The organism is Ancylobacter oerskovii (genome assembly GCF_018390555.1).
Classification (GTDB): Bacteria; Pseudomonadota; Alphaproteobacteria; order Rhizobiales; family Xanthobacteraceae; genus Ancylobacter; species Ancylobacter oerskovii.
The window spans coordinates 512,699-539,115 of sequence record NZ_JAHBGB010000006.1 but is presented as its reverse complement, the minus strand read 5'-3'; the positions used below and the strand labels follow the sequence as shown (position 1 = coordinate 539,115).

The window sequence follows — 26,417 nt, the reverse complement described above, 5'->3', positions numbered from 1 at the left end:
TGGACCAGTCCCCGGCCATGGCGACTTCCGAAGGGACCGGCCAAGATGGGGAAGGCCCGGATCATGCCAGCAATTGCGCCGGCACACCGAGCGCCGGTCCGGCGTCGGCAAGCCGTTGGTCGAGCGTGTGCACTGTGGCGCCATGCTCCGAGGCGACAGCAAGATGCAGCGCGTCTCCCGCACGAAGCCCAAGGGCATGCTGATCGGCAAACCTCGCCGCCGCCCGGAAATGCCCACCCGTCACGGGCAGCACGGTGAAGCTCTCGGCGACCAGCTTGTTGAACATGGCGAGCGCCGCGGCGCGTTGCTCCAGGTTGATCTGTCCGGTCCGCAGCTTGATCGCCATGGCCGACGACATCTCGGTGACGGTCCAGTCGCTGATCAGGAACTGCGCCGGGTCCTGTTCCGCCAGCCAAGTCTGAACGCGCGGCGTCATCGCTTCATTGGAGAGCGCCGCAACGATCAGCGACGTGTCGAGATACAGCATCAGTAGCGATCGCCATCCCGCATCGACCGCACGAGATCGGCAGCACTCTGGGACTGTGGCGGCATCGCTGCCGTCAGCGATTGAAGCAGCGCGGCATCGATCGGCTTGCGTGGCCTTGCCACGGCGGTGAGCCGCGCGACCGGCTTGCCGCGACGGGTAATGTCGATCGAATCGCCTGCCTCGACCCGGTCGACCAGTTCGCTCAGATGGGCTTTGGCGTCCGCCAGATTGATCGCATCCATGTCACGTTCCTGACCATGTAGATAGTCATATAGCGCGTCGAGCTTATGATTTCCAGCATCAGCTCGTTCCGCCTCCTTCCGTCGTGATCCGCGGCCACAGGTCATCCAGATCGCACGTTCGGGAGGCACGCCCTGATCGCTCGCCAGCGTGGTGCTCGCGGGCCTTTCAGGAGATATGGAAATGATACTTCATCAAAAACGCTTTGAGCTCGCAGACGTTCGCAATTGGATCAATGACGGGTCTCCCATCCCGGATTGGGTGCAACTTCAGATGTCGGGTGAGCCTGCATCCAATGGCACGTCCCTGATTGCCACCCCGATTGGCGCTGCGCGGGTGCATCCTGGTGACGTTGTCATAGAGCATCATGGTCAGCTTTGGTCCCGCTCGCCTGGTTGCTTGTCGACGATCATCGATGGGCAACCTCGCTGATCGTCCTCCCCTCATCCGGCGGTGTGCCGGGCATCGGTGAAAGACGACGGCTGCCGCTGCGGGCGAGATGCCCGGGCGGCGATGATGTCCTGTCGGTCGGGGCGTGCGCCCGCGACAGGGAGAGGTCGTCATGTCGAAGGTCTGGTTCGTTACCGGCAGCACGCGGGGGCTGGGGCGCGCCATCGTGGAGGCCGCCCTGGAGAACGGGCATCGCGTCGTGGCCACCGCTCGCGATCCCGCGGGCCTGCGCGATCTCGTGGACATCCACGGGAAAGCCATCCTGCCCGTCCCGCTGGATGTCACCGACGACGGCGCGGCAAAGGCCGCGGTCGCAGCGGCCGTGGCCGCGTTCGGTCGCCTGGACATCGTCGTGAACAATGCCGGCTACGGCAATATCGGATCCGTCGAAGACACCGATCTGGCCGACTTCCGGCAGCAGATCGACACCAACCTGTTCGGGACGATCATCGTCACCAAGGCGGCGATACCCGTCCTTCGTGCCCAGCGTGCCGGCCACATCATCCAGTTTTCCTCGGTGGGAGGCCGGATCGGCGCTCCCGGGCGGGCGGCATATTCGGCGGCGAAATGGGGAGTGGAAGGGTTTTCCGAGGTGCTGGCCCGCGAGATGGCACTGATCGGCGTCGCCGTCACCATTCTGGAGCCGGGGGGATTTCGAACCGACTTCGCCGGCTCGTCCACCACCATCCGGGAGGGGCGCCCCGAATATGACGCGGTGGTCGGCGCGGCCGCGCGCATGCAACGGGATTTCAACGGTCGTCAGCCGGGCGATCCGCGGCGAGCCGCCGCCGCGGTGCTGCAACTCGCCGCCATGGACAGGCCGCCGCTTCGGCTGGCGCTCGGCAGCGATGCCTTCCGCGCCCTCGTCGAGGCCGATCGCGTCCGGCTGGAGGAAGTGCAGCGCTGGCGAGACCTCAGCACGTCCACCGATTTCACTTCGGATTGAGACCCGGTCCAGCATGTGCCGGCCGGATCTGCGGGGTCGCCGAGTGGGTATGCCGACCCCGTCGGCATGCGTTCCGCAGTCGTTTCGGCGGCTTGCGGTGCTTACGGGTTGCAGAGCGGGCAGGGCATTCCGCGGGCGATCTCCGTCGCGCTCAGCCCACATATGAGCGGGCTGACATGCCCGCATCGCCGGCAGCAGAACCGCGCGTCGTGGCCATCGATCGCCGCACCGCCCCCGGTCCGGTAGCGGCAGGCTTCGGGGGCCGGGCGCATCATCACCCGCCGCTTGCGTGGCGAGGTCGCGGGATCAGGCGTCATGTCGCTTGCAGCAGGCTGGGATGGCGATGGTCATCAGGCGAGACACGTCCTGTCGCGGGGGGAAGGGAAATCCGACACGGGGCGCCGCCTTCCCGCATTACTGTCCGCCGGGAGTGCGCACGCCGATCCAGGCGTCGCGCACCTGGTTGTAGTGGATCTTCGGATTGTAGGTCGCGACCTTCAGCTTCAGCCGGGTCGCGCTGAGTTCGCCTACCGAGGACAGCACCGCATAGGAGGCGACCACCCGGTCGCGCTGGGCGGTGACGAGGCTGGCCCGCGCGTCGAACAGCGCGGTCTGGGCGTTCAGCACGTCGAGCGTGGTGCGCTGGCCGACCCGCCATTCCTGGCGCACGCCGCGCAGCGCGATCTCGTTGGCGGCCACCGAGGCCTGCGCCGATTCGATGGCGTCCTTTGCCGCCACCAGCGCACCCCAGTACTGCACGACGTTTGCCCGCACCTGATCGCGGTTCACGTCGACCTCGATGCGCGACTGGCTGAGCAGTTCCTTGCTCTCGCGGATATTGGCGAATTCCGAACCGCCCTGGTAGATCGGCACGGAGAGGTTCAGCGTCGCCGCGGCGCTGGTGCCGCGCGCGACCGGGTCGCCGTCGTCGTAGTAATTATATTGCGAGGCGGCCTCTCCATTGAGCGTGAGGGTCGGCGACAGCGCCGCCTCGGACACCTTCACATTGGCCTGCCCCTGATCCACCGCATATTGCGCGGCCAGAATGGCGGGGTGCCGCGACAGGCCCATGGCCACGGCCGCATCGAGAGATTTCGGCAGCATCGGGTCGATCGGCCGGCCGGGCGCCAGCTTGCTCGCCTTCAGCCTGGTGACCTGGAAAAATACCGCGCCGGCGGTGTTGAGGTTGGCGGTGGCCTCGGCCAGCGTGCTCTGCGCATTGGCGACGCTGGCTTCCGCCTGGGCGACATCGGTGCGGGTGATCTCGCCGACAGCGAAGCGTTCGCGTGCCGACCGCAATTCTTCCTGGAAGGCCGCGAGGTTCTGCTTGCGCAGGTCGACGAGGGCGGAGTTCTGAAGCACGTTCATATAGGCGGTGGCGGCATCCAGCAGCACCGTCTGCTCGGTGTTGCGCAGCAGCTCGCGCTGACCCTTCACCTGGGATTCGGCGCCGCGGACGGAATTGGCGGTTTTCAGCCCGTCATAGATGGTCTGGCTGATGGTGATGCCGATGCTCGAGGGATCCGTCTTGTAGTGGGAGGTGACGGAGCCGTTCCCGGTCCCGGTGTTGTAGCGCCCCTCCACCCATTGCGTGCCGATCGACGCGCTGCCGAATACCTGCGGCCGGTAGCCGCCCAGCGCGATCGGCACATATTCGTCGGTGGCGCGGGTGGCCGCGCGCTGGGAGTTCAATGACGGGTTGGCGTCGTAGGCCGAGACGAGCGCCTGATCGAGCGTTTGCGAGCGAGCGGCGGATGCGGTGGCGGCATAGCCGACAAGGAGCAGAACCACCCAGCAATGCTGCCATCCAGAACCGGAACGCATCATCATCACCTACTGAAAAGTCGGGCCAGACGCATCGCTCCGCAGGGGGTGGGAGCAATGGCCTGGCCCGTGCTGACATGGAGCCGTCACTCCATCCCAGATCCTCAAATGCCCGGGCATACTGACAGCGAATTGAGAAACTTCATAGTACCTTTAATTTTGGCAACGCGGGAGCGGGTCGGTTTTCCAATAGGGGCGCGGGTCTGTCGCCGTCGGGCAGGTCGTCCTTCCCGCCGGGCGGGCGTGGTGATCTGGGGACGCTCGTCGCGCTTGCCTGCCATGTCCCGAATGTGCAGGGTGGATTCGATGATCGAAACGATGTCGCTGATATTGATCGGGTTGCTGTCCGTTCCGCTGGTCGCGCTGGCGGCCGTGCTGCTCTATCTGCTGATCGTCGGCGTGAGCGGCGTCTGGTGGGCGCTCAAGGGCAACGACTGAACGGGCGCGGCCTGCCGATCGGCGGGAAGGGCAGCCCGCCGCAAGCGGCTTCCACCGTCGCGCCTATGGCAGGTACATGCCGCCATTCACATGGATGGTCTGCCCGGTGATGAAATCGCCGGACGGCAATGCCAGTGTGCGGACGATCTCTGCGACGTTGCGCGGCGCGCCTTCATGGCCGACCGGCAAATAGCCGCCGCCGGGAAAGGCACCGCCGGCGCCGGAGGTCCTGGAGCGCGTCCCCCCGATGCGGCCGGGCACCACGATGTTGGCGGTGATGCCCTGCGCGCCGAACTCGATCGCCAGCGCCTTGGTGAAGCCGACCAGCGCCGCCTTGGCGGTGGCCACATGCACGCGGTGGGACACGCCGCTATGCGCGCTCACCCCGCCGATGGTGACGATGCGGCCGAAGCCGTTCTTCAGCATGGCCGGGACCGCGGCCCGGGTGACGAGGAAGGCGCCTTCCACGATGACGGAATAGACGGCGCGGAACGCCGCAAGATCCAGCTCGGTGAACGGTTTCTCGCCGCGTATCGCGGCATTGTTCACCAGGATATCGAGGCGTCCGGTCTCGCCGAGGATGGCGTCGACCAGCCCCTGCGCCTCGGCTTCCACGGTGATGTCGGCGAGGAGCGCGGTGGCCCGTCCGCCCCCGGCGCGGATCTCGGCGGCGACCGCTTCGATCTCCTCGCGCGAGGACCGCGCGTGGACGACGACATGCGCGCCCTCCCGCGCCAGCAGCAGGGCACTTTCGCGGCCGATGCGTCGGGCCGATCCGGTAACCAGTGCGACTTTTCCGGCGAGCGGGCGGCTATCGGCAGAACTCATGTGATGATCCCTGGTATCGGTCAGAGGCGGAAGGAGAGGGTGCCGTCGCGCCGTACCTGCTCGACGAGGTCCAGCTCCCATTGCAGGTAGTCGCGCATGGCCTCCTCGCGCCTGTCGCGGCGCTCGAAGGCCTTGAGGAACACGTCGTCGGGCGCCGAGGCGAGGTATTCCGGCTGGCTCTCCAGCGGGAAGCCGGCCGCCTTCCATGCCGCTGTGCCGCCGGCGAGCGCCTTCACCGGGGTGCCGGTCGCGGCGGCGAGTTCGGCGGCAGCAAGCCGGGCGAACAGGCCGTCGGGCGAGGTCAGCACGCAGAGGGACGCCGGCGGCAGCTTCGCGGCGTCCTCGCCGAGGCGGGCACGGATGGCGAACCACGCGCCGGGAATGTGGCCGGCCCGATAGTCGCGCGTCGAACCGAGGTCGACCACCACGGCCTGCGCGCCTTCGAGCAGCCCGGCGAGGTCGGCCGGCGCGAGTTCCTCGACGCGGGCGGCCGGGAGGCCGAGGAGCGCGTCCGGGGCCTCGCCGGTTTCCACCGCGCCGGTGCCGGCGGCCTCGTCCAGCACGAAGACATGATCGAAGCCCATGCGCACGAGCCAGGCCGCGGTGGTCCGGGCCCGCACGCCATCGGTGTCGGCGAGCACGATGCGCGCGCGGCGGACGGCGATGAACGTGTCCGTCGCCTGCACCAGCTGGCCGCCGGGGGCCGGCAGGAAGCCGGGGCGGTGGCCGGCGCGGTATTCCGCCGGGTCGCGCACGTCGAAGAGGTAGAGGGTGACGGCCTCCCGCTCCGCTTCGAAGCCGGCGAGCGTGGCCGTGTCGATCACCGGGATCCGATAGCGCTCGACGAGCCGCGCCGCCGCCTCGCGCGCCCAGTCCTGCGCCGCCGGCGCCGGCAGCGGCGCCACGGTGCTGGCGCCGCGCTCGACCTCCAGGCCGGCGAGATGCCAGCCCTGCGTGCCGTTCTTCAGCGACACCACCTTGTTGGGCAGCCCGGCATCGATCAGCACCTGCGCCCCGATGATCGAACGGGTGCGGCCGCCGCAATTGACCACCATCAGCGTGTCGTCGCTCGGCACGCTCTCGCGCACCCGCAGCACGAGCTCGCCGCCGGGGCAATCGATGGCGCCGGGAATGGTGATCCAGCTGTACTCGTCGAAGGGGCGGCTATCGAGCAGCACGATGTCCTCGCCGGCCTTGCGGCGGGCCTCGAACTCCTGCGCGTCGATGTGCGGGGTGTTGTAGGTGATTTCGACGAATTCGCCGAAGGCCTTGCTGGGCACATACACCCCGCCGAACAGTTCGAAGCCGGCCGATGCCCAGGCGGACACACCGCCGGCGAGGATCGCGACGTCGCCATAGCCGGCCTGCGCAAGGAGGAGCGCGGCACGCTCGGCGAGCGTCTCGTCGTCGTCGACCAGCACGATGGGAGTGGCGAGGCGCGGCACCAGCGGCGGCACGATTCGCTCCAGGCGCGAGAGCGGCGCGTTCGAGGCGGCGAGAAGGTGGCGCTGGCCGAAAATGCCTTCCTCGCGCACGTCGAGGAGGGCGATTTCGGCCTCCCTTTTCAGGCGGGCATGGAGGGCGGCGGCGTCGAGGCGCGGGAAGGCGCGGGGCATGTCGGGAACCTGCAGGAAAAGCGGCCCTCCCCAGGACGGGAGGGCCGGAACGCGTCACTGGCGGTTGAACACCGCGTCGAACTGCTCGAGGAACTTCTGCGAGGCGTCGCCGCCGATGTCCTGATCCGCGACGATCACCTTGATGTCGGCCAGCTTGGGCAGGCCGGCCGGGGTCTTGGCGTCCGGGTGGGTGGGGATGTAGGAGCCGGCATTGGCCACGATCTCCTGCCCCTCGGCGCTGGTGAGCACCTCGATCAGCAGCTTGGCGGCTTCGGGGTTCGGGCCGCCCTTGAAGATCGACAGGTAGTTCTCGTTGGTGACGACGCCCTCGTCGAGGATATAGGCCTCGATGCTCTGGCCGCGCTCCTTGGCGGTGACGACGTTCTGCGAGGAGATCAGCGGCGACAGATCGCGCTCGCCGGCGACCAGCAGGCGCACCGATTCCGCATTGCCGCGGGTGAACAGGAAGTCCTGCGCCGCAAAGCCCTTGATGGTGTCCCAGGTGATGATGTTGTGCGCGAGCAGCGTCTGGAACCAGGTGAGCTGCGAGGCGGCCGAGCGCGGATCGGAGAAGACGATCTTGCCCTTCCACTTGGGATCGAGGAAGTCGGTGATCTTCTTCGGCAGCACCGACGGATCGGGGAAGACCTTCGGGTTGTAGGCGGCGGAGAGCAGGGTGGCGGCGGTGGCGAGGTAGTTGCCGTCGGCATCCCTGTAGTTGCCGCCGATCTTGTCGAAGTCGCGCACCTTGTAGGGCGTCAGGTAGCCGCGCTTCTTCCAGTCGTCGAGGATGAAGCGCTGGGAGATGAACACCACGTCCGGGTTGGTGCGGCCGGCCGCCTTTTCCGCCTCGATGGTGGGGATGAGGTCGAGCGTCTGCTTCTGGACGATGTTCAGCTTCACATCGGGGAAGTTCTTGCGCCAGAACTCCAGGACCGCCGTGCTCGTCTCCTGCCGGTAGGAAGTATAGAAGACCACCTGGCCTTCCTTCTTCGCCGCCTCGTAGAGGTTGGCGAAGCGCTCGGGCAGCGTGTCCGCGCGTGCAGACGTGAGCGGCGCGGCGAGGCCGGCGGCGAAAGCGAGGGCGGCGGCACCCTTGATGAGGCTGCGCTTGTCGATGAGCATCTCTAATTCTCCGAAACGGGTGATGTCTGTCAGGCGGCGGCCGGCGCATCGGCGGCGTGGCCGATGCTCTCGATCGCCTTGTTGTGCTTGTGGTGGCGCGCCGGGCGCTTCAGGCCGAGATGCTCGCGCAGCGTGCGGCCTTCATAATCGGTGCGGAACAGGCCGCGGCGGCGCAGTTCGGGGATCACCAGCTCGATGAAGTCGGTGAGCCCGCCGGGAAGATAAGGCGGCATGACGTTGAAGCCGTCGGCGCCCTCGTTGAGGAAGCGCTCCTCCATCACGTCGACGATCTGCTCGGGCGTGCCGACCACCTGCCAGTGGCCGCGCGCGCCGGCGACCCGCAGGCCGAGCTGCAGGATCGACAGGCCCTCGCGCTCGGCGAGTTCCAGCAGCAGCGCCTGCCGGCTTTGCGCCGCATTGGTGAGCGGGATGTCCTTCGGCAGCGGTCCGTCGAGCGGCAAATGGCGCAGCGGGATGCCGAGCCGGTGTTCGAGGATCGACAGCGCGACATCCGGGTGGATGAGGTTCTGCAGTTCCTCGAATTTCGCCTTCGCTTCCGCCTCGGTGCGGCCGACCACTGGAAAGATACCCGGCAGGATCTTCACCTCGTCCGGCGCGCGGCCATGGGCGAGGGCGCGCGCCTTCACGTCGCGATAGAAGGCCTGGGCGGCGGCGAGCGTCTGCTGGGCGGTGAACACCACCTCGGCCGACGCGGCGGCGAGTTCCTTGCCGGCCTCGGACGAGCCGGCCTGCACCAGCACCGGCCAGCCCTGCGGCGAGCGGGGAATGTTCAGCGGGCCGCGCACCGCGAAGAATTCGCCGCGATGATCGAGGCTGTAGACCTTCTCGGGATCGAAGAAGACGCCGCTTTCCTTGTCGCGGGAGAAGGCGTCGTCCTCCCAGCTGTCCCACAATCCCTCCGCCACGGCGAGGAATTCGGTGGCGCGGCGGTAGCGCTCGTCATGCGGGGGATGCGTGTCGCGGCCGAAATTATAGGCCTCGCCCTCATTGCCGGAGGTGACGAGGTTCCACCCCGCGCGGCCGCCGCTGATATGGTCGATCGAGGCGAATTTCCGCGCCAGGACATAGGGTTCGTTATAGGTGGTGGAGGCGGTGGCGACGAGGCCGATGCGCTCGGTGACCGCCGCCAGCGCCCCGAGCAGGGTCAGCGGCTCGAACTGCGCGACATAATGGGTGGAGAAGCGGGCGAGCGCCCCCCAATCCTCGCCGCGCGCCCCGGCGCTGTCGGCCAGGAACAGCAGGTCGAATTTCGCCGCCTCGGCCTGCTGCGCGATCTGGGCGTAGTGCCTGAAGTTGATGCCGGCATCGGCCTGCGCCTGCGGGTGGCGCCAGGCGGCGGCATGGTGGCCGGTGGGATAGAGAAAGGCGCCGAGCGCCATATGCTTGCGGGCAGTCATTCACAGGATCCTTGAAGTCGCGTCAGGCGGTGGTCAGCTCGGGGGAACTGGCCCAGGGACGTTCGCTCGCCGCTTCGCGGCCGGCGATCCGGCCGGTGACGAAACACTCCGCGAGGTTGCCGGCGCCGAGATAGAGGAAGCCCCAGATGGATCCGATCTCGCCGGCCTCGTAGAGGCGGGGGATCGGCGTGCCGTGCGGGGTGACGACGCGCTGGCGCGCATCATGCGCCGGGCCGCCCTGGGTGTTGCTGACCACCGGCCACAGCTCGCCGACATAGAAGGGCGGGTTCTTCACCGGGAACAGCGTCCCGGCGGGGCGGTTGTGATCGCCGTCGCGGCCGTCCTCCACCGCGGCGTTCCAGCGCGCGAGGCTTTCGGCGACCGCCGCGGGATCGGCGCCGATGAGCACGGCGAGCTCCTTGACGCTGTCGGCCCGCTTGAGGATGCCGTTGCCGACCTCCTTCAGATTGTCGTCGCTCCACTCATAGGGCTCCACCGTGCGGTCGTTCAGTACGGTCTGGCCGAGCGGGTAGAGCTTGCGCCCCTCCTCGTCGACGACCAGGAAGGCCGGGATGCGCGGGAAACGCTGCGTCTGCGCATCGTACTGGTCGAGCGGACGGTGGCCGGTGTCCTGCAGATAGGGCTGGTATTCGTTCATGAAGCGCCGGCCCTGGCGGTCGAGCACGATCCAGGACAGGCGTACATCCGGCTCCTGCAGCTGCGGCGTCCAGTCCGGCACCTTCTTGACGCGCAGGCCGTAGGGATAGGCCGGGTCTGGGTGGCGGAAGCCGTAGGAACCGTGGAAGTGCCACATGTGCCAGAGGTCGGCGCCGGCCGCCTGCGCCATGCGCAGCCCGTCGCCGGTATTACTGCGCGTGGCCACCGGCAGAACCGGGCGGATCTGCCAGTATTTGCGCTGGATTTCCGGTGCCGCCTCGAAGCCGCCGGAGGCGAGGATGACGCCGCGCCGGGCGGCAATGCGCTTCAACTGGCCGTCCTCACGGATCTCGGCGCCAAGCACGCCGCCATCCGGGCCGAGGATCAGCCGTTCCGCCGCCGTGTTCAGCCGCACCTCGATGCCGCGGGCGCGGACATTGTCGTGCACCAGCTTGAACACGTTCGGCCCGCGCAGCCGTCCGCGCACATGCGGATATTCGGTGCGCGCGTCGAAGCCGGGGATCGACAGCACCTCGACGGTGCCGAAGGCGTCGTGGCCGGGGAAGGGGTAGTTGGCGACGCGCCGGTGCACCTCGATCTGCGCGCCGTTCACCTTGGCGAGGCCGCGGAAATAGGGCTCCAGCTCCGCCATGCCGCCGGCGACGGTGTCGAGCACATCGTCCGGCACATCCGGCCCGACGGTGTGACGCAGATAGGTGCGCGCGCCCTCCGGCTCGACGACGGTGCGGATGCCGCCGCCGGCGCAGATCGAGATGCCGCCGGGATCGGGCTGCTTCTCGATTAGCAGCACGCGAGCGCCGGCATCGTGGGCGGCGATGGCGGAGGCGCCGCCGGCGAAGCCGAAGCCGACGACGAGGACGTCGAACGCTTCGTCGAAGCGTTCGGAGGCGGGGGTGTGCAGGGTCATGGAGATTTCTCCGCTAGCTGACGACGGCCGTCTTCTTGCGGGTGAAGAGGCGGATGAGGCCGAGCATGGTCAGGCTGACCGCGACGATGATCACGGCGAGCGCGGCGGCGAGCTCGACGGCGCCGTCCTCGATGAACTGCAACACCACGGTCGGCATCACCTGGGTGTCCGACTGGGCGAGGATCGCCGACATGGAGAGCTCGCGCAGGCTGAGCGAGAACATCAGCACCCAGGCGATGCCGACCGCGCCGCGCACCAGCGGGAAGGTCACGTCCCGGATCGAGCGCAGCCAGCCGGCGCCGGAGATGCGCGCGGCTTCCTCCAGATCGGTGGAGAGCTGCTGGATGCCGTTCCTCACCAGCACGAAGGCGATTGGCAGCAGCTTGCCGGCATAGGCGATGAGGATCAGCGTCAGCGTGCCGTAGAACAGGTCGACATAGCCCATCAGGATCCCCACCGCATAGGCGATGGAGGGGAAGCCATAGGCGATCATGACGAGGAAGGAGATCACCTCGCGGCCGAAGAAGCGGAAGCGCTCCACCACCCAGCCGAGCACCAGCCCGAGCGTCGCGCAGACCGTGGCGGTGGCCAGCGCCAGCAGCATCGAATGGATGATCGAGGCGCGGGCGACGAAATCCTCGTCGAAGATCAGCCCGTAATGCTTGGTCACGAGGTTATCGAGGCTGATCGGCGCGCCGAAGGAGGAGAGCAGCGACAGCAGCACCAGCGCGCCGACCGGCAGCACGGCGGTGCCGAAGGCGACGAGCAGGCAGAAGCCGCCTGCCAGCCAGCGCCAGCGGCCGAGCGTGGTGATCTGGTCGGCGCTCGCCTTGCCGGTGAGAGTGCGGAAATTCTCGGTGCGGATGGCGTATTTCTGGATCAGCAGGCTGAGCGCGGTGACGATCAGGATCGGCATCGCCACCGCCGCCGCGTAGTTGAACTGCGGCGGAAACTTCAGCAAGTCGTAGATCTTGGTGGTGATGACCGAGAAATTCGCCATGGTGCCGATCGCCGCCGGCGCGCCGAAGGAGGACAGCGCGTCCAGCATGACGAGGATCACCGCGGAGAGGATGGCCGGGCGCACCAGCGGCAGCGTTACCGTCAGCGTGGTGCGCAGCCGGCTGGCGCCGAGCACGCGGGCCGCCTGCTCGTGGCTGGCATCGATATTGTGCAGGGCGGCGCTGACCGCGAAGAACACCAGCGGATAGACGCCGACGATCTCGATGAAGACCAGGCCGCCGAAGCTCATGATGTTGAGCGGCGCGGTGCTGAAACCGAGATATTCCACCGCCAACCTGTTGAGATAGCCCGAGTTCGGGGCGGCGAGGAAGATCCACGAGATCACCGAGATGAAGGTCGGGATCACGAAGGAGATGCCGGCCGACAACGTCACCAGCGCCTTGCCCGGCGCGTCGGTGCGGGCGACGATCCAGGCGAGCGGCACGCCGAGCGCGCAGGCGCCGACGGTCACGAACAGCACAAGCCAGCCGGAATTCACCGTCGCCTGCCACATGCCGCGACGGGCGAAGGCCTTCTCGAAGGTGTCGAAGGTCACGTTGCCATGGGCATCGACGAAGCTGTAGCCGGCGAGCAGCGCCAGCGGATAAGCGATCAATGCCAAGAGGATAGCGATGGAGCCGCCGATGACGAGGAAGCGGACCGGCTGGAGCGTCGACAGCCGCCGCAGCAGCGGCAGGCTGGTCGCGGGGCTGTCGCCGACCAGCCGGTGGGAGGCGGTGATCTCGCTCATGCCACCACCCACGCGCTGCCTGGCCGGACCCAGAGCCGGGCGCGGCCATCGACGAAGGTGCCGCGGCGGCGCGTCTGCACCCGCAGCGGTGTCGTGCCGGCGCGGAACTTCAGCTCATAGCGATTGCCGAGGAAGGATTCCGCGAGGAACGACGCCTCGATTCCGCGTTCCTGATCAGGGGTTTGCGGCTGCTCGAGGCGCAAATCCTCCGGCCGCAGCAGCACGGTGGCGCGGCTGCCCGGGGCCGCGTCGGCAAGCCAGCGCGCGGGCGCCCGGCTCCACAGACGGTCGCCGCCGTCGAGCGCGATGCGGACCTTGCCGGCGCCGCGATCGACGGCATCGACCTCGCCCTCGATCAGGTTGGCGATGCCGATGAAGCTGCCGACGAAGCGGCTGGCCGGGGTGCGATAGACCTCCTCCGGCGTGCCCACCTGCTCGATGCGGCCCTTGTTCATCACCACGATGCGGTCGGCGAGGACGAGGGCCTCGTCCTGGTCGTGGGTGACGTAAAGCGTTGTCAGGCCGATGTTTTTCTGGAGGGCGCGCAGCTCGAAGCGCATCTCCTCGCGCAGGGAGGCATCGAGATTGGAGAGCGGCTCGTCGAGCAGCAGTAGCGACGGCTTGGTCGCCAGCGCGCGGGCGAGGGCGACGCGCTGCTGCTGGCCGCCGGAGAGCTCCGCCGGGTAGCGCTTCGCCAGCGCCGAGAGCTGCACCAGATCCAGCACCTCGGCGACGCCCGCCTCGATTTCCTTCTTCTTTTTCCCAGCAACTTCAAGGCCGTAGCCGACATTCTCGGCGACGGTCCTGTGTGGCCACACGGCGTAGGACTGGAACACCATGCCGAGCTGGCGCTTCTCCGGCGGCAGGGCGAAGGCGGCGGTGGAGGCCACCACGCCGTCGAGATGGATCTCGCCGCCATCCGGCTGCAGGAAGCCGGCGATCATGCGCAGGGTGGTGGTCTTGCCGCAGCCGCTAGGGCCTAGAAGAACCACGCTTTCTCCCGGCGCGACCTTGAGGTCGATGCCGTTCACGGCGGCGGTGTCGCCGAGCCGCTTGCGCAGGTTGCGCAGCTCCAGCCGGGGCCGGTCGGCCGTCTGCGGCGACGGCGGGGCGAAGCGGGGGGCGGGGGACGGCAGGCTCACGTCAGGCTCCGGTCGGTCAGTACGGTGAGGTGTAGGGTCAGTGCGACGGCCGGCCGGTCAGGCCGACCGGGCATAGCGGCTCGCCGGCCGGACGAGGCCGTAATGCTCGCGCAGCGTGCGGCCGGCATATTCGGTGCGGAACAGGCCGCGCCGGCGCAGGATCGGCACCACCTCGTCGACGAAATCCGCGAGCCCGGCCGGCACGGTGGCGGGCATGATGTTGAAGCCGTCGGCGGCGCGCTGCTCGACCCAGAGCTGGATGTGGTCGGCGATGGCGGCCGGGGTGCCGGCCAGCACCTTGTGGCCGCGCCCGCCGGCGAGGCGGCGCAGCAGGCCGCGCAGGGTGGGGCGCTCGCGAGCGACGATGTCGAGGATCACCTGCGAGCGGCTCTGCGCGCCCTGCACGGTGGCCGGGCGGGGGAAGGCCTCGACGGGGATCGGCTCGTCCAGCGGGAAGACGGTGAAGTCGAAGCCGTCGAAGCGCTGCGAGAGGTGCTTGAGGCCGACCGCCGGGATGGTGAGGTCGTTCAGCTCCTCCTCGTTCCGGCGCGCTTCCGCCTCGGTGGAGCCGAGGATGGGGGACAGGCCGGGCAGGATCTTGATGCCGTCCGGGTCGCGGCCGAAGCCGGCGGCGCGGCTTTTCACGTCGGCATAGAAGGCCTGCGCGTCGGCGAGCTCCTGCTGGGCGGTGAAGATCGCCTCGGCATAGCGGGCGGCGAAGGCGCGCCCCTCGTCGGAGGAACCGGCCTGCACCAGCACGGGATGGCCCTGCGGCGGGCGCGGCAGGTCGAGCGGGCCGCGCACCCGGAATGCCTCGCCCTGGTGATCGATGGCGTGGATGCGGTCGGTGTCGGCATAGATGCCGCTCGTCCGGTCGTGGCGGCGGGCATCGTCCTCCCAGCTGTCCCACAGCTTGCGGACCACCTCGACATATTCGGTGGCGCGGCGGTAGCGGTCGGCATGCGAGTTGCGCTGGGCGAGGCCGAAATTGCCGGCCGCCTCCGCCGACCAGGAGGTGACGATGTTCCAGCCGGCGCGGCCGCCGCTGATGTGATCCAGCGAGGCGAACTGGCGGGCGAGGTTGTAGGGCTCGGAATAGGTGGTGGAGGCGGTGGCGATCAGCCCGATCCGCTCGGTGGCGCCGGCCAGCGCGGAGAGCAGGGTCAGCGGCTCCAGCTTGCCCTGCGCCACATGCTTCACGCTGCGCCCGATGGCGAGCTGGTCGGCGAGGAACAGCGAATCGAACCTGCCGCGCTCGGCGATGGCGGCGGTCTCGCGATAATAGGCGATATCGGTGAGGCGCTCGGGCCGGGTGCCCGGATGCAGCCAGGAAGCCTCGTGATGCCCGGTGGTGGGCACGAAGACGTTGAGGTGGATGCGGGACGTGCTGGACATCGAACTGATCGAGGCGTCGCGGCGACGGCTGAACCTGCGGGCATGCACGAGGGTGCCGAGGCGGACGGGCTCCCCTGTTTCGGGTGGCGAGGGATGCGGAACGTGTCCGCGCGGGTTCGGGCCAACATAGGCGCGTTGGATTTTTTGTCTATAGAAAATATATATTATCTCTGGTTGTACCGATGCTTGCGCCGGAAGCCCCGGCAAAAACAGAAGAAAATTCCACGGACGCCGCTTCGCGGAGCGGCCGCATCCTGGCGGTTCGATGCCCGCCTTGCCGACGCTCGTCGCGCCGCCGCGGGCAGGGGCGGGGCCGGGGCGGGGCCGGGATCGGGGGGAGGCGATGCCGATGCCGGATCGTCGCCATGCCCCTATGCCGATCGCTCCATGACGGCCCATTTTCAGAAGCCCCGCCCGATCTCCGCCATGGATCGGCGGCGGGTCCGGGGAGGGGCGGTCGCGGGATCGGATCGGGAAACCATCCATCCCCTTCATCCTCCCTGCGGCGAGTTGCACACGACCGGCTCCGGCCGCTCTCCCCGAGGCCCGTCATCTCAGCACTTTCATCGAGGGCAGGGAGGCAGGAGACGGGCGGCGCGATTGCCCATGCCGCCATCGCCCATGCCGCCATCGCGCGACCGATCGCCTTCGCCACCGGCACTCAATGCCCCGGGGGCACTACCTCGGCCGTGACGACTGTCCTATGCAGGGTGAGGGGACGTGTGGCTGGAAGCGGGGCGTGAACGATGCAGCGATGGGGCGCCATAGAGGGCCTTCGCGGAATTCTGGCACTGTGGGCCGCGTTGAACCACATGATCGCCTATTCCGGCGTGGCCGTGCCCGGCTGGGCCGCGCAATGGCTGGTCAATGGGGCGACCCATGCCGTGCATGTCTTCATGATCATCAGCGGCTTCGTGATCACCCATCTCGTCCTCGGGAAGCGCGAAGCCTACGTCCCCTATCTGTGCCGGCGGTTCCTCCGGCTGTTTCCCGCCTTCGCGGTGTGCGTGGGCCTGGGGTGGGCGAGCTATGGCTGGTTCATCCACGGCCTGGAGACGTTTGCCGGCCCGTCTCTCGTCGCGCTCTATCAAGGGCGAGCCGATGCCGTGGCGGGCGCCCCTGTCGCCTACTTCCTCGCGCAGATGACCATGCTGCACGGCATGTTGCCGAAAGAGGTGCTGCCCTACGCGGACGGGGTTTTCCTCGGAACCGGATGGTCGGTCTCGCTCGAATGGCAGTTCTATCTGGTGGCGCCGTTCGTCGTGGCGGCGCTCGGCACCGTGCGGGGCGCGGTGGCGGTGGTGGCGCTTTGCGTGGTGCTCTGGACCGCGGCGGCGGGCGGGCTCTTCGGCACCTTCGCGCGGGATTCGCTGCTCTTCGCCGCCACCCCCTATTTCCTCGTGGGGATCGGCTCCCGCCTGGCATGGCCCGCCATTCAGGGGAAGGCGGGAGCCGGTGTCGCGCTGGTGCTGCTGGCGGGCGCGCTGGCCATGCTGGCGCCGGCGGCCGTCGCCCTGCTGGTGTGGGCGGTGTTCTTTCCGCTGCTGGTGACGGGCGCGGGGGACGCGGTGCTGTGCCACCCGGCCATGCTGTGGCTGGGGCGGATCTCCTATTCGATCTACCTCCTGCACATCATCGTCATCGGTCTCGTCATGGGACTGGCCGCGAGCCTCGTCCCCTCGATGTCGAGCGGCATGCTGCTGGCCTCGATGCTCGCCTCGCTGCCGGTCATCATCGCCGGTTCGGCGCTGCTGCATCGCTTCGTCGAGGTGCCGGGGATGGCGATGGGGCGTCGCGCGCCGGTGCTCGCCTGATCGGGGAGCCGGCGGTCTCACCGGTTTCCACATGCATGGCGGCGACGGGCGGAACGGTCATGCAGATGTCAGAGGCATCGGCTACCCCGGCAACCTTCCCTTGCGGACCCACGACCCGGCAGTGACCTGATGAACGCCCCGGCCCATCGCCCGCCCGTGCTCGCGCTCGGCACCCTGTTCCGCTCCTGTCGCCGGGCGCTGACGGGCATCGCCCTGTTCAGCTGCGTCATCAATCTGCTGATGCTCACCGGCCCGTTCTTCATGCTGCAGGTCTATGACCGCGTGCTGGCCAGCCGCAGCGTGCCGACCCTGGTGGCGCTGCTGGTCCTCGCCGTGGTGCTCTACGCCTTCCAGGGCGTGCTGGACCTGATCCGCGCCCGCGTGCTGGTGGGGCTGGGGACCCGGCTCGACGCCAATCTGCGCGGCCTCGCCTTCGACCTGATGGCCGGGCTGGCGCTGCGCCGCGGGCGGGAGGGCAACAGCCAGCAGCCGCTGCGCGATCTCGACCAGTTGCGGCAGTTCCTGTCCGGGCAGGGGCCGATCGCCCTATGCGACCTGCCCTGGGTGCCGCTCTATCTCGGGCTGCTGTTCCTGTTCCATCCGCTGCTCGGCCTAGTCGGCCTCGGCGGCATCCTCGTGCTGTGCGGCTTCATGGTGGTGACGGAGGTCGCCACCAAGGCGCCGCAGCGCGAGGTCGCCAAGCGCAGCTCGGCCCGCAACGCGCTCGCCGATTCCTATTCGCGCAACATCGAGACCATCGGCGCGCTCGGCATGGGCGGCACCATGCGGGCGCGCTGGGAGCAGGCGCACGCGGCCTATCTCGCCGACAATCGCCGGGCGACCTATGTGTCCGGCGATCTCGTCGCCACCAGCAAGTCGTTCCGCTTCCTGCTGCAATCGCTGATGCTGGCGGCCGGCGCCTTCCTGGTGATCGACGGCGAGGCCTCCGGCGGCGTGATGATCGCCGCCTCCATCATCTCCTCGCGCGCCCTCGCGCCGGTCGAGCTCGCCATTGCCAACTGGCGCGGCTTCGTCGCCGCCCGCCAGGGCTATGAGCGGCTCTCGGCGCTGGTGCGCGAGCTGCCGCCCAGCGCGACGCCGATGGCGCTGCCGGCGCCGGCGAGCCACCTCGACGTCGAGGCGCTGGCGGTGGCGGCGCCCGGGCAGACCCGGCCGATCATCGCCGGCCTCACATTCTCGGTGCCGGCTGGCAGCGCGGTCGGGGTGATCGGCGCCAGCGGCTCGGGCAAGTCGACCCTGGCCCGCGGGCTGGTCGGCGCGTGGCCGGGCTCCAAGGGAGGCGTGCGGCTCGACGGCGCGACGCTGGAGCAATGGGAGCGCGACGCGCTCGGCAGGCATATCGGCTATCTGCCGCAGGACATCGAATTGTTCGACGGCACGGTGGCGGAGAACATCGCCCGCTTCCGCCCCGATCCCGACCCCGCCGCCATCATCGCCGCCGCCACCCGCGCCGGCGTGCACGACATGATCCTGCGGCTGCCGGCCGGCTACGACACGCGGCTGGGGGAGGGCGGCATCGCCCTGTCCGGCGGCGAGCGCCAGCGCGTGGCGCTGGCCCGGGCGCTCTATGGCGAGCCCTTCCTCATCGTGCTGGACGAGCCCAATTCCAATCTCGACGCCGAGGGCGAGGCGGCGCTGACCCAGGCGATACGCTGGGCGCGCGAGACAAAGCGCGTCGTGGTGGTCATCGCGCATCGCCCGAGCGCGCTCGCCGCCGTCGACCTGGTGCTGATGCTGGCGGAAGGACGCCAGCAGGCCTTCGGGCCGAAGGCGGAGGTGCTGGGGCGCGTGCTCAAGCAGCCGGTGGCGGCATGAGCGCGGCCGGCACGTTTCTCGGGCGGCTGCGCGCCCGCTTCGCCGCCCGCTCGGGCGAGGACGGCATCGAGCGCCATCTCGCGATCGGCGCCGTCACCGTGCTGGTGCTGGTGCTGGGCGGCGGCGGCTGGGCGGCGATGGCGGCGCTCAACGGCGCGGTGGTCGCCGCCGGCACGGTGGTGGTGGAAAGCTCCGGCAAGCGCATCCAGCACCCGGAGGGCGGCGTCGTCGGCACCATCGCGGTGAAGGAAGGCCAGCATGTCGGCGCCGGCGAGAGGCTGCTGCGGCTCGACGACACCGTCACCCTCGCCAATCTCATGGTGGTCGACACCCAGCTGGTCGAATTGTCGGCCCGCCGGGCCCGACTGGAGGCCGAGCGCGACGGCCGCGACGCGGTGAGCCACGCGCCCGACCTCGTCGCCCGGCGCGAGGAGGCGAATGTGGCGCGGGCGATCGACGGCGAGATCAGCCTGTTCACCTCGCGCCGCACGGCGATGGACGGGCAGGTCTCGCAGCTGCGCACCCGCATCGGCCAGCTCGGCGACGAGGTGGAGGGGCTCAACGCCCAGATCGCCGCCAAGAGCGTCGAGATCGGTTTCATCAAGGAAGAGATCGCCGGCACCGACGAGCTCTACAGGAAGGGGCTGGCGCCACTCACCCGCCTGCGGTCGCTGCAGCGCGACAAGGCCCGCATCTCCGGCGAGCGCGGCCAGCTGCAGGCCGACCTCGCGCGGACCCGCGGGCGCATCAGCGAGACCGAGCTGCAGATCCTGCAGCTGGACCAGGACCGCCGCGCCGAGGTCATCGAGCAATTGCGCGAGATCGAAGGCAAATGGGCGGAGCTGCAGGAGCGCCGGATCGCCGCGCAGGACAAGCTGACCCGCGTCGAGCTGCGCGCGCCGGTGGCCGGCATCGTGCACCAGCTCGACGTCCACACCGTCGGCGGCGTCATCTCGCCGGGCCAGACGGTGATGATGATCGTGCCCGGAGGCGACGCGCTGGTGATCGAGGCGAAGATCTCCCCGGCCGATATCGACCAGGTGCTGGTGGGCCAGATCGCCGAGATCCGCCTCGCCGCCTTCAATCAGAAGACCACGCCGGAGATCGAGGGGGTGGTGTCGCGGGTGTCGGCCGACCTGACCAGGGACGAGAAGACGGGGCTGAGCTACTACGTCGCCCAGATCACCCTGCCGCCGGCGCAGACCGAGCGGCTGGGCGGCCTGAAGCTGATACCGGGCATGCCGGCCGAGGTGTTCCTCCAGACCGGCGAGCGCACCGCGCTCAGCTACCTCGTCAAGCCGCTTCGGGACCAGATCGCCCGCGCGATGCGCGAGGAGTGAGCGCCGGCGAGCCGGCGGGGGCGAAGGCCGGCACGAAGGCCTCCTGCGCGCAGGCGAAGAAGTCGTCGATGAGCGGCAGGCGGCGCCGCTCCTCCATGCAGACGACATATTCGTCGATGGTGACGGCGGCGTCGCGGATCGGCACGAAGCGCAGCCGCGTGTCGTAGCCGAATTCGAGATCGGCGATGACGCCGAGGCCGAAGCCGGCGGCCACCGCCTCGCGCACGCCCTCGCGCGTCGACACCTCCAGCACCGAGCCGAGGCCGGCGCCGCTCTCGGCGAGATTCTGCTCAAACACCGCGCGGGTGCGCGAGCCGCGCTCGCGCAGCACGAAATTTACCCCCGCGAGATCGCGCATGGCGAGGCTGCCCTGTCCGGCCCAGTGATGCTCCACCGGCACCATCAGGCCCAGCTTCATGCTGGCGAGCGGCTGCACCCTGAGGCGCTCGTCCTTCGGCAGCTCGGCGGTGATGCCGACATCGGCGCGGAACTGCAGCAGTTGCTCGATGACGTTGTCGGAATTGTGCACCTGCAGCGAGAAGACCAGGTTGGGCCGGCGCCGGCGCAGCGCCCGCAGGATCGGCAGCGAATGCACCACGCCGTCGGCGGCGACGCGCAGCTGCCCGCCGTCGATCTTGCGGCTCTTGAGGATGGCGGCCGCCTCGGCCAGGGTGGCGAACAGCCGCGACGTCACCTGATAGAGCCGCGCGCCGTCGTCGGTGAGGGTGACGCCGCGCGGCCCGCGCTCGAACAGCGACAGGCCGGACGCCGCCTCGAGCTGGCGCACCTGATTGGAGAGATTGGACTGGCTGATGGCCGTCTCGCGGGCCGCCTGGGAATAGCCGCCGGCGGCGGCGACATGGTGGAAGGCCCGAAGCTGCGTGATCGACATGTCGCCTCCGATACCGCCGGTCAATGCCCGACCATCGCATGCGGAGCCTGGCTGCCGTCCCCGAGCGCCCGGCTTGCCGCCGTCATGCGAGGACGTCCCTATACCGGCCTTGGGCGGACGCGTTTATGACAGCTTCCCGGCCTGTGGATCGGGGAGGGGGAGGAGGTGCAGCCGGCCCCCTTGCTGGCGGGGCCGGCTGCGGTCGCGGATCAGACGAAGGAGAAGTCGTCGGCGGTGAAGCGGGCCTTGGTCATGTCCTCGACCAGGACGAGATTGTCGCCGCTGTCGTCGAGCTGGATGACCACGCCCTCGGCGGTGTCGAGCATCGCCGCCACCACCTCGTCGAAGCTGGCGAAGTCGAGGCCGCTGAAGGCGATCAGGTCCTCGCCGGCGGTGAAGTCGGTGACGATGTCCGTGCCGGCGCCGGGCTGGAACACGAAGCTGTCGGCGCCGAGGCCGCCGGTGAGCAGGTCGTCGCCGGCACCGCCCTTGAGGGTGTCGTTGCCGATGCCGCCTTCCAGCACGTCGTCGCCTTCGCCGCCCCAGAGCCGATCGTCGCCGAGGCCACCGACGAGCACGTCGGAACCCTCGCCGCCGGCCAGCTGGTCGTTGCCGATGCCGCCCTCGAGAAGGTCGTCGCCGTCGCCGCCCGACAGCCGGTCATTGCCGTTGCCGCCGATCAGCTGGTCGGCGCCCTGGCCGCCCAGCAGATGGTCATTGCCGTTGCCGCCCTCGAGGAGGTCGTCGCCCTCATTGCCGTTGAGGGTGTCGTTGCCCTGGCCGCCGAGCAGATGGTCGTCGCCGGCCTGGCCGAGCAGCGTGTCGTCGCCGGCCTGGCCTTCGAGGAGATCGGCACCGGCGCCGCCGTCGAGGCGGTCGTCGCCGAGCCCGCCGGCCAGCCGGTCGGCCCCCGCGCCGCCCTTGAGCAGGTCGTTGCCCACGCCGCCGTCCAGCAGGTCGTCGCCGTCCTCGCCGAACAGCTTGTCGTCGCCCGCCCCGCCCGACAGCACGTCGTCGCCGCGCCCGCCTTCGAGCCGGTCGTCGCCGCCAAGCCCGCTCAGAGCGTCGTCGCCCGCACCGCCGACGATGTATTCGGCCTCGTCGCTGCCGACCAGCACGTCGTCGCCCGGCGTGCCGGCGATCGGCGCGCCGTCGGAGACGGTGTCCTCGCGATAGTCGAGGTTCTGGATGCGCTCGTCGAGCGCGATCGTGGTATCCGCCTCGTCATAGGCGGTGTCCGGCGTGCCGTGGAACTCGCGCATATAGTCTTCGAAGGCCTGCTGCTCGCCCATGGTGTTGGTGGGCGTATTGGCCGGCAGGGTGAAGTCGAGCGTCGGGTCGACCGGCGCCGAGAGCGTGCCGTCGTCCAGCAGGTAGCGGAAGTTCTCGGCGTTCTGCTTGACCGGGTAGCCGTCGCCGCCATTGGCGGTGAAGCTCAGCGTCACCACGCTGATGACCTCCGGCGCGCCTTCCACCACCACGCCGTCATCGACGATCAGCGCCAGGAAGTTGCCGTTCTCGTCGATCAGCGCGATGTCCTGGATGCGCGAGCCCGGCGTGGTGCCGTCATTGCCCGGCAGGTCCGGGTTGAAGGAGAAGCGCACGCCGCCGATCTGCGGGAAGCCGCCATTGTTCGCCGACAGGCCGGCGCCCCAGTTGAGGATGTTGAGCAGGCCTTCCGGCGTGGTGTCGAACATCATCAGCTTGTTGTCGAAGCGCAGCGCGTTCTCGGTGTCGAGCTCGGACACCGCGCCGGCCGGCTTGTCGGCATCCGGGTTGGCGGCCGGCGGCACCTTGTCGCCGGTGGCCGGCTCCACGGTGCCGATCTGCGAGCGGATGCCGCCGCCATTCTTCAGCGACACGATGAAGGGCTCGTCGCCCACCGCCTCGCGCGCCGCATGGGCGTTGGCGTCGGCGGTGAGGTTGCCGAGATTGGTCTCCTGGTTGCGCACGAAGGTGCGCTCGCCTTCCAGATACACGTCGGTGTAGCCGAAGACGTTGCCGTCCTTCGAGGCGATGACCGCATCGACCGCCTCGGCGACGTCCTGCACCTGGTCGCCCTTGGTGCCCTCGGCGAAGGCGGTCTCTTCCAGGTTCTCGACGGTGGTGCCCCAGGCTTCGGCGACGTTCTCGTCGGTCGAGGCATAGGCGCCGTTGATCGACTGGTTGGCCGTCAGGCTGTCGGCGATGATGTCGCCATTCTCGTCGAAATCGACCACGAGGCGGCCGAGATAGGTGTACTCGCTGTCGGTGTTGACGATCAGCGTCGTCTTGCCTTCGGCGTTCTCGACCGGCAGCGGATAGGTGTCGGCGAAGTTGGCGTCGTGGCCGGGGAAGGCGACGGCCTCGTCGTCGGCATCGCCGAGGCGGGTGTGCGAGCCGGCCGAGAGGATGATGTCGACGCCTTCCAGCAGGGTGGCGAGCTGCTTCTCATTGTCGAGCTGCTGCAGATGCGACTGCAGGATGATCTTGTTGATGCCGCTGGCGATCATCTCGTCGATGATCGGCTGCAGCTGCGCGGCGAGCAGCTCCATGTCGTCGATCTCGGTGGTGCCGTCGCCGGCCTCGCCGGCCTTCGGGAAGCCGTTCACCTCGGTGCCGCTCGGCGAGGAGATGCGCTCGAGGATCTGGGTGGTGGCGCCGAGGATGCCGATCTTCTCGCCGCCTTCGGTCACGGTGACCCACGGCGCGACCTTGCCCTTCACGCTGGAGGCTTCCTGGCCGGCGAGGTCGCCGGCGGTGCCGCCGAGCGAATTGTCGGCGAGGCCCTTCATCGCCGAATCGTTGGCGAAGTCGAGATTGGCGGAGACATAGGCGAAGTCGGCGCCGGTCCACGCGCCGGAGGCACGGATGGCGTCGGCGAACATGCTGGAGCCGAGATCCCATTCATGGTTGCCGATCGCCGACACCTCGACGCCGATGGCGTTGAGCATGGCGATGTCCGGGCGGCCGGCGGCGGTGGCGCCGATGACGGCGTTCAGCGAGGAATCGGCGCCGGCATTGAGGAACGGGCCGGGGATGTAGTTGTCGCCGCCGGAGAGGATCAGCGTGTTGGCATAGGCATCGTCGAAGGCATCGACCAGCGCCGCCAGGTTCGGCGCGGTGTCGCCGGCGAGCAGGCCGGCTTCGCCGTCGGACAGATGCATCAGCTGAAGCGTGTAGGCAGCCATGGGAGGTTCCTCGGTCAGGTCCAGTCCAATGAGAAGGGGATCGTGGTCGGAGACGCGTACCGGCGTCCCGGCATCGAAGATGTTCGGGTCCCGCCCGAAATCGAGGTTGTAGTCGAGCGCATCCGCCTCGTCGGCGTTGACGTGCCACTCGGTGACGCCCGTCACCTGCCCGGCCAGGCTTTCATTGGCGAAGATGTAGTCGAGCGAGCCGGTCTGGCCGTCGAACACGTAGGAATACGGATCGTCGAGGCGCAGTTGCAGGTTCTCGTAGCCGGCGTTCTCGATGATGCCGGTCGATTCTTCCATGAAGTAGGCGTTGAAATCGCCGAGCAGCATGACGTCGCTGTCGTTCGACCCGGTGGGATCGGTGGCCAGCCAGCTGGTCAGCGCTTCGGCCGCCAGCTCGCGCTGGTTCTGCCAGGCGCTCTGTCCGTCCAGCGCGTCGAGGTCGGCGCCGGTCGGCGGCGCGTCGGCGGACACGCTCTTCGACTTGAAGTGGTTGATCGAGGCGGTGAAGTCGTAGCCGGTGGCGATCTCCTCGAAGGTGACGGTCAGCGCGGCGCGGCTGGTGTTGACGCCGTTGAAGACGGCGCCGATCTCGCTCTGCGCCAGCAAGTCGGGGCTCAGGTCGCTGTCGTCGAGCATCTCGATGGTGGTGCCGTAGGCGACGCGCACCTCGGACGGCTTGTAGATGCAGGCCACCGCGATGGCGTCGCCGCCGACGAATTGCTGGCCGGGGTCGATCCACGCATAGGTGCCCTCGCCCAGCTTGGCGTTGAGCTGGTCGCAGAGATATTCCAGCGCATTGCCGTCGGAGCCGGCGAGGAAGTCGTTCTCGATCTCCAGCAGGCCGAGCACGTCGGCGTCCAGCTCGGCGATGACCTCGACCAGCTTCTCGGTCTGGCGGGCGAATTCCTCGGCGCTGCCGGCGCCGCGCGGGTCCATGCCGATCGCGGTGTCGCCCTCGAGCGTGGCGAAGAAGTTGAGCACGTTGAAACTGCCGACCTGCAGCCGCCCGCCGACATCCGCCGGCTCCTCGGGCCGCTCGTTGACGCTCTCGAAGCTGTTGGCGCCGCTCTCGACGGCGCGCACCCGCCAGGTGGAGCCCGAGGAGGAGGAACCGGCCCACTGATGGTCGAGCACGCCGGTCAGCCCGGTCACCGTGTCGCCCATGCGCGGGGCGGTCCCGGTGTCGTAGTCCGGGCCGAAGCCGTCGAGATTGCCGATCGGCTGGTTCTGGGCGTTGAGGCCGTCGTCATAGGTGATGGTGCGGGCGCCGAGCTCCTGCCGGTGCTGCTCGTAGCCCTCGACGCTCGGCAGATTGTCGTGGGTGAACTGCGCTTCGCGCTCGCCGGCGACCAGCTTGATCTCGTTGAAGCGGTCGAGGTTGAACTGCTCGGAGATGGTCAGCGTCTGCGGGATGGTGACCAGCATGCCCTCATAGGCTTCGAGGTCCGGCTGGTAGGCGCCGTTCTGGTTCTGGGTGACGCCGGCGGCCGGCAGGTCCACCACCGCCGCCATGCTGTTCACATCCGCGACCGCGCCGGCCTCGACCAGGGTGACGGCGCCGGCCTCCAGCTGGGTGAAGCCGAAATATTCGTCGACCGTGCCGGTGACGCGCACGCGGTCGCCGATGTCGAGATCGGCGACGTCGCCATAGACGAAGATGCCTTCGGAGGTCAGGACGTTGCCGTCGGAATCGGTGACTTCCTCCTGCAGGTAGAAGCCGCCGAGGTTGCGGCTGTCATCGGCATCGCCGTCCTGGAAATCGCCGACCACGATGGCCTCGACGGTCACGGTCTGCCCGACCAGGCCGCTTTCGGCGCCGCTGCCCTGAATCTGCGAGATCAGGGTGACATCGGGGGCGGCGTCCTGAAGCAGGTCGCTGCGGCCGGAAAGGGTGGGTGTCGCGGTCATCTGGGCGTTTCCCCGAAAGGGCCCGATCCGCGTTGCGTCCGAACAAATCGTCTTCACCCGCAAGACCAGGAAACTGGCGCGGCAGACGAACGCAAAGGAGGACACGTCGGCGCGGCGGAGCGGGCCAATTGAAATGGTGCGCGAACGCTAGGTGAGCTGAGCTACAGAAATGTGACCAACGGTCATGCGCGGAAAATACCGCTA

The 26,417-nt window shown here is 68.8% G+C and carries 18 protein-coding genes; 5 read left to right on the top strand and 13 right to left on the bottom strand.

What is annotated here, in order from left to right; all coding sequences use genetic code 11:
* Nucleotides 1–61: 61 nt before the first annotated feature.
* On the bottom strand, nt 62–487 hold the full coding sequence (locus KHC19_RS07535) for a type II toxin-antitoxin system VapC family toxin (protein ID WP_213351718.1): 426 nt from the start codon (nt 485–487) through the stop codon (nt 62–64).
* Nucleotides 487–729: a type II toxin-antitoxin system Phd/YefM family antitoxin gene (locus KHC19_RS07530; RefSeq protein WP_037068778.1), complete on the bottom strand. Its 243-nt coding sequence runs from the start codon at nt 727–729 to the stop codon at nt 487–489. The genes KHC19_RS07535 and KHC19_RS07530 overlap by 1 nt, the downstream gene beginning before the upstream one ends.
* A gap of 560 nt (nt 730–1,289) precedes the next feature.
* Between KHC19_RS07530 and KHC19_RS07525 the strand changes: the two genes are divergently transcribed.
* Nucleotides 1,290–2,123 carry an oxidoreductase gene (locus KHC19_RS07525; RefSeq protein WP_213351717.1) on the top strand — a complete coding sequence of 278 codons (834 nt, stop codon included), beginning with the start codon at nt 1,290–1,292 and terminating at the stop codon, nt 2,121–2,123.
* A gap of 414 nt (nt 2,124–2,537) precedes the next feature.
* Here KHC19_RS07525 and KHC19_RS07520 read toward each other — a convergent pair whose 3' ends face one another.
* Nucleotides 2,538–3,950 carry a TolC family outer membrane protein gene (locus tag KHC19_RS07520; RefSeq protein ID WP_378296519.1) on the bottom strand — a complete coding sequence of 471 codons (1,413 nt, stop codon included), beginning with the start codon at nt 3,948–3,950 and terminating at the stop codon, nt 2,538–2,540.
* 303 nt (nt 3,951–4,253) lie between these two features.
* Here KHC19_RS07520 and KHC19_RS26165 point away from each other — a divergent pair, with 303 nt between their 5' ends.
* Nucleotides 4,254–4,385, top strand: coding sequence for a hypothetical protein (locus KHC19_RS26165; protein WP_281418546.1), 132 nt, complete (start codon nt 4,254–4,256; stop codon nt 4,383–4,385).
* A gap of 63 nt (nt 4,386–4,448) precedes the next feature.
* Here the strand turns inward: KHC19_RS26165 and KHC19_RS07515 are convergent, their stop codons facing one another.
* The 8 genes from KHC19_RS07515 to KHC19_RS07480 are packed head-to-tail and all read right to left on the bottom strand — an operon-like array spanning nt 4,449 to nt 15,244.
* Nucleotides 4,449–5,213, bottom strand: a complete 765-nt coding sequence (locus KHC19_RS07515; RefSeq protein WP_213351715.1) for an SDR family NAD(P)-dependent oxidoreductase — start codon at nt 5,211–5,213, stop codon at nt 4,449–4,451.
* Nucleotides 5,214–5,233: 20 nt separating this feature from the next.
* Complete coding sequence (locus KHC19_RS07510; protein WP_213351714.1) at nt 5,234–6,829, bottom strand: rhodanese-like domain-containing protein; 1,596 nt, start codon at nt 6,827–6,829, stop codon at nt 5,234–5,236.
* A gap of 54 nt (nt 6,830–6,883) precedes the next feature.
* A complete protein-coding gene (locus KHC19_RS07505) occupies nt 6,884–7,954 on the bottom strand; it encodes an ABC transporter substrate-binding protein (RefSeq protein WP_213351713.1) in 1,071 nt (356 codons plus the stop codon).
* Between the two features lie 29 nt (nt 7,955–7,983).
* A complete protein-coding gene (locus tag KHC19_RS07500; protein ID WP_213351712.1) occupies nt 7,984–9,372 on the bottom strand; it encodes an LLM class flavin-dependent oxidoreductase in 1,389 nt (462 codons plus the stop codon).
* 22 nt (nt 9,373–9,394) lie between these two features.
* Complete coding sequence (locus tag KHC19_RS07495; RefSeq protein ID WP_213351711.1) at nt 9,395–10,957, bottom strand: FAD-dependent oxidoreductase; 1,563 nt, start codon at nt 10,955–10,957, stop codon at nt 9,395–9,397.
* Nucleotides 10,958–10,970: 13 nt separating this feature from the next.
* Nucleotides 10,971–12,707 carry an ABC transporter permease gene (locus tag KHC19_RS07490; protein WP_213351710.1) on the bottom strand — a complete coding sequence of 579 codons (1,737 nt, stop codon included), beginning with the start codon at nt 12,705–12,707 and terminating at the stop codon, nt 10,971–10,973.
* Nucleotides 12,704–13,849: an ABC transporter ATP-binding protein gene (locus KHC19_RS07485; protein ID WP_343207670.1), complete on the bottom strand. Its 1,146-nt coding sequence runs from the start codon at nt 13,847–13,849 to the stop codon at nt 12,704–12,706. Before KHC19_RS07485 ends, KHC19_RS07490 begins: the two co-directional genes overlap by 4 nt.
* Before the next feature lie 57 nt (nt 13,850–13,906).
* Nucleotides 13,907–15,244: an LLM class flavin-dependent oxidoreductase gene (locus KHC19_RS07480; RefSeq protein ID WP_213351709.1), complete on the bottom strand. Its 1,338-nt coding sequence runs from the start codon at nt 15,242–15,244 to the stop codon at nt 13,907–13,909.
* Between the two features lie 746 nt (nt 15,245–15,990).
* Here KHC19_RS07480 and KHC19_RS07475 point away from each other — a divergent pair.
* From KHC19_RS07475 to KHC19_RS07465, 3 genes are all read left to right on the top strand, one after another.
* Nucleotides 15,991–17,058: an acyltransferase family protein gene (locus KHC19_RS07475; protein ID WP_213351708.1), complete on the top strand. Its 1,068-nt coding sequence runs from the start codon at nt 15,991–15,993 to the stop codon at nt 17,056–17,058.
* Nucleotides 17,059–17,187: 129 nt separating this feature from the next.
* Nucleotides 17,188–18,894: a type I secretion system permease/ATPase gene (locus KHC19_RS07470; RefSeq protein ID WP_213351707.1), complete on the top strand. Its 1,707-nt coding sequence runs from the start codon at nt 17,188–17,190 to the stop codon at nt 18,892–18,894.
* A complete protein-coding gene (locus KHC19_RS07465) occupies nt 18,891–20,234 on the top strand; it encodes an HlyD family type I secretion periplasmic adaptor subunit (RefSeq protein WP_213351706.1) in 1,344 nt (447 codons plus the stop codon). Before KHC19_RS07470 ends, KHC19_RS07465 begins: the two co-directional genes overlap by 4 nt.
* Here KHC19_RS07465 and KHC19_RS07460 read toward each other — a convergent pair.
* Nucleotides 20,188–21,126 (bottom strand): LysR family transcriptional regulator, encoded by a 939-nt coding sequence (locus tag KHC19_RS07460; protein ID WP_213351705.1) that lies wholly within the window; start codon nt 21,124–21,126, stop codon nt 20,188–20,190. The two genes, KHC19_RS07465 and KHC19_RS07460, sit on opposite strands and share 47 nt — an antisense overlap.
* A gap of 209 nt (nt 21,127–21,335) precedes the next feature.
* Nucleotides 21,336–26,213 carry an ExeM/NucH family extracellular endonuclease gene (locus tag KHC19_RS07455; RefSeq protein ID WP_213351704.1) on the bottom strand — a complete coding sequence of 1,626 codons (4,878 nt, stop codon included), beginning with the start codon at nt 26,211–26,213 and terminating at the stop codon, nt 21,336–21,338.
* Nucleotides 26,214–26,417: the final 204 nt, after the last annotated feature.

Coding starts and splice junctions, on each gene's coding strand:
- KHC19_RS07535 (WP_213351718.1), bottom strand. CDS start 487: ATGCTGTATCTCGACACGTCGCTGATCGTTGCGGCGCTCTCCAATGAA.
- KHC19_RS07530 (WP_037068778.1), bottom strand. CDS start 729: ATGGATGCGATCAATCTGGCGGACGCCAAAGCCCATCTGAGCGAACTG.
- KHC19_RS07525 (WP_213351717.1), top strand. CDS start 1,290: ATGTCGAAGGTCTGGTTCGTTACCGGCAGCACGCGGGGGCTGGGGCGC.
- KHC19_RS07520 (WP_378296519.1), bottom strand. CDS start 3,950: ATGATGCGTTCCGGTTCTGGATGGCAGCATTGCTGGGTGGTTCTGCTC.
- KHC19_RS26165 (WP_281418546.1), top strand. CDS start 4,254: ATGATCGAAACGATGTCGCTGATATTGATCGGGTTGCTGTCCGTTCCG.
- KHC19_RS07515 (WP_213351715.1), bottom strand. CDS start 5,213: ATGAGTTCTGCCGATAGCCGCCCGCTCGCCGGAAAAGTCGCACTGGTT.
- KHC19_RS07510 (WP_213351714.1), bottom strand. CDS start 6,829: ATGCCCCGCGCCTTCCCGCGCCTCGACGCCGCCGCCCTCCATGCCCGC.
- KHC19_RS07505 (WP_213351713.1), bottom strand. CDS start 7,954: ATGCTCATCGACAAGCGCAGCCTCATCAAGGGTGCCGCCGCCCTCGCT.
- KHC19_RS07500 (WP_213351712.1), bottom strand. CDS start 9,372: ATGACTGCCCGCAAGCATATGGCGCTCGGCGCCTTTCTCTATCCCACC.
- KHC19_RS07495 (WP_213351711.1), bottom strand. CDS start 10,957: ATGACCCTGCACACCCCCGCCTCCGAACGCTTCGACGAAGCGTTCGAC.
- KHC19_RS07490 (WP_213351710.1), bottom strand. CDS start 12,707: ATGAGCGAGATCACCGCCTCCCACCGGCTGGTCGGCGACAGCCCCGCG.
- KHC19_RS07480 (WP_213351709.1), bottom strand. CDS start 15,244: ATGTCCAGCACGTCCCGCATCCACCTCAACGTCTTCGTGCCCACCACC.
- KHC19_RS07475 (WP_213351708.1), top strand. CDS start 15,991: ATGCAGCGATGGGGCGCCATAGAGGGCCTTCGCGGAATTCTGGCACTG.
- KHC19_RS07470 (WP_213351707.1), top strand. CDS start 17,188: ATGAACGCCCCGGCCCATCGCCCGCCCGTGCTCGCGCTCGGCACCCTG.
- KHC19_RS07465 (WP_213351706.1), top strand. CDS start 18,891: ATGAGCGCGGCCGGCACGTTTCTCGGGCGGCTGCGCGCCCGCTTCGCC.
- KHC19_RS07460 (WP_213351705.1), bottom strand. CDS start 21,126: ATGTCGATCACGCAGCTTCGGGCCTTCCACCATGTCGCCGCCGCCGGC.
- KHC19_RS07455 (WP_213351704.1), bottom strand. CDS start 26,213: ATGACCGCGACACCCACCCTTTCCGGCCGCAGCGACCTGCTTCAGGAC.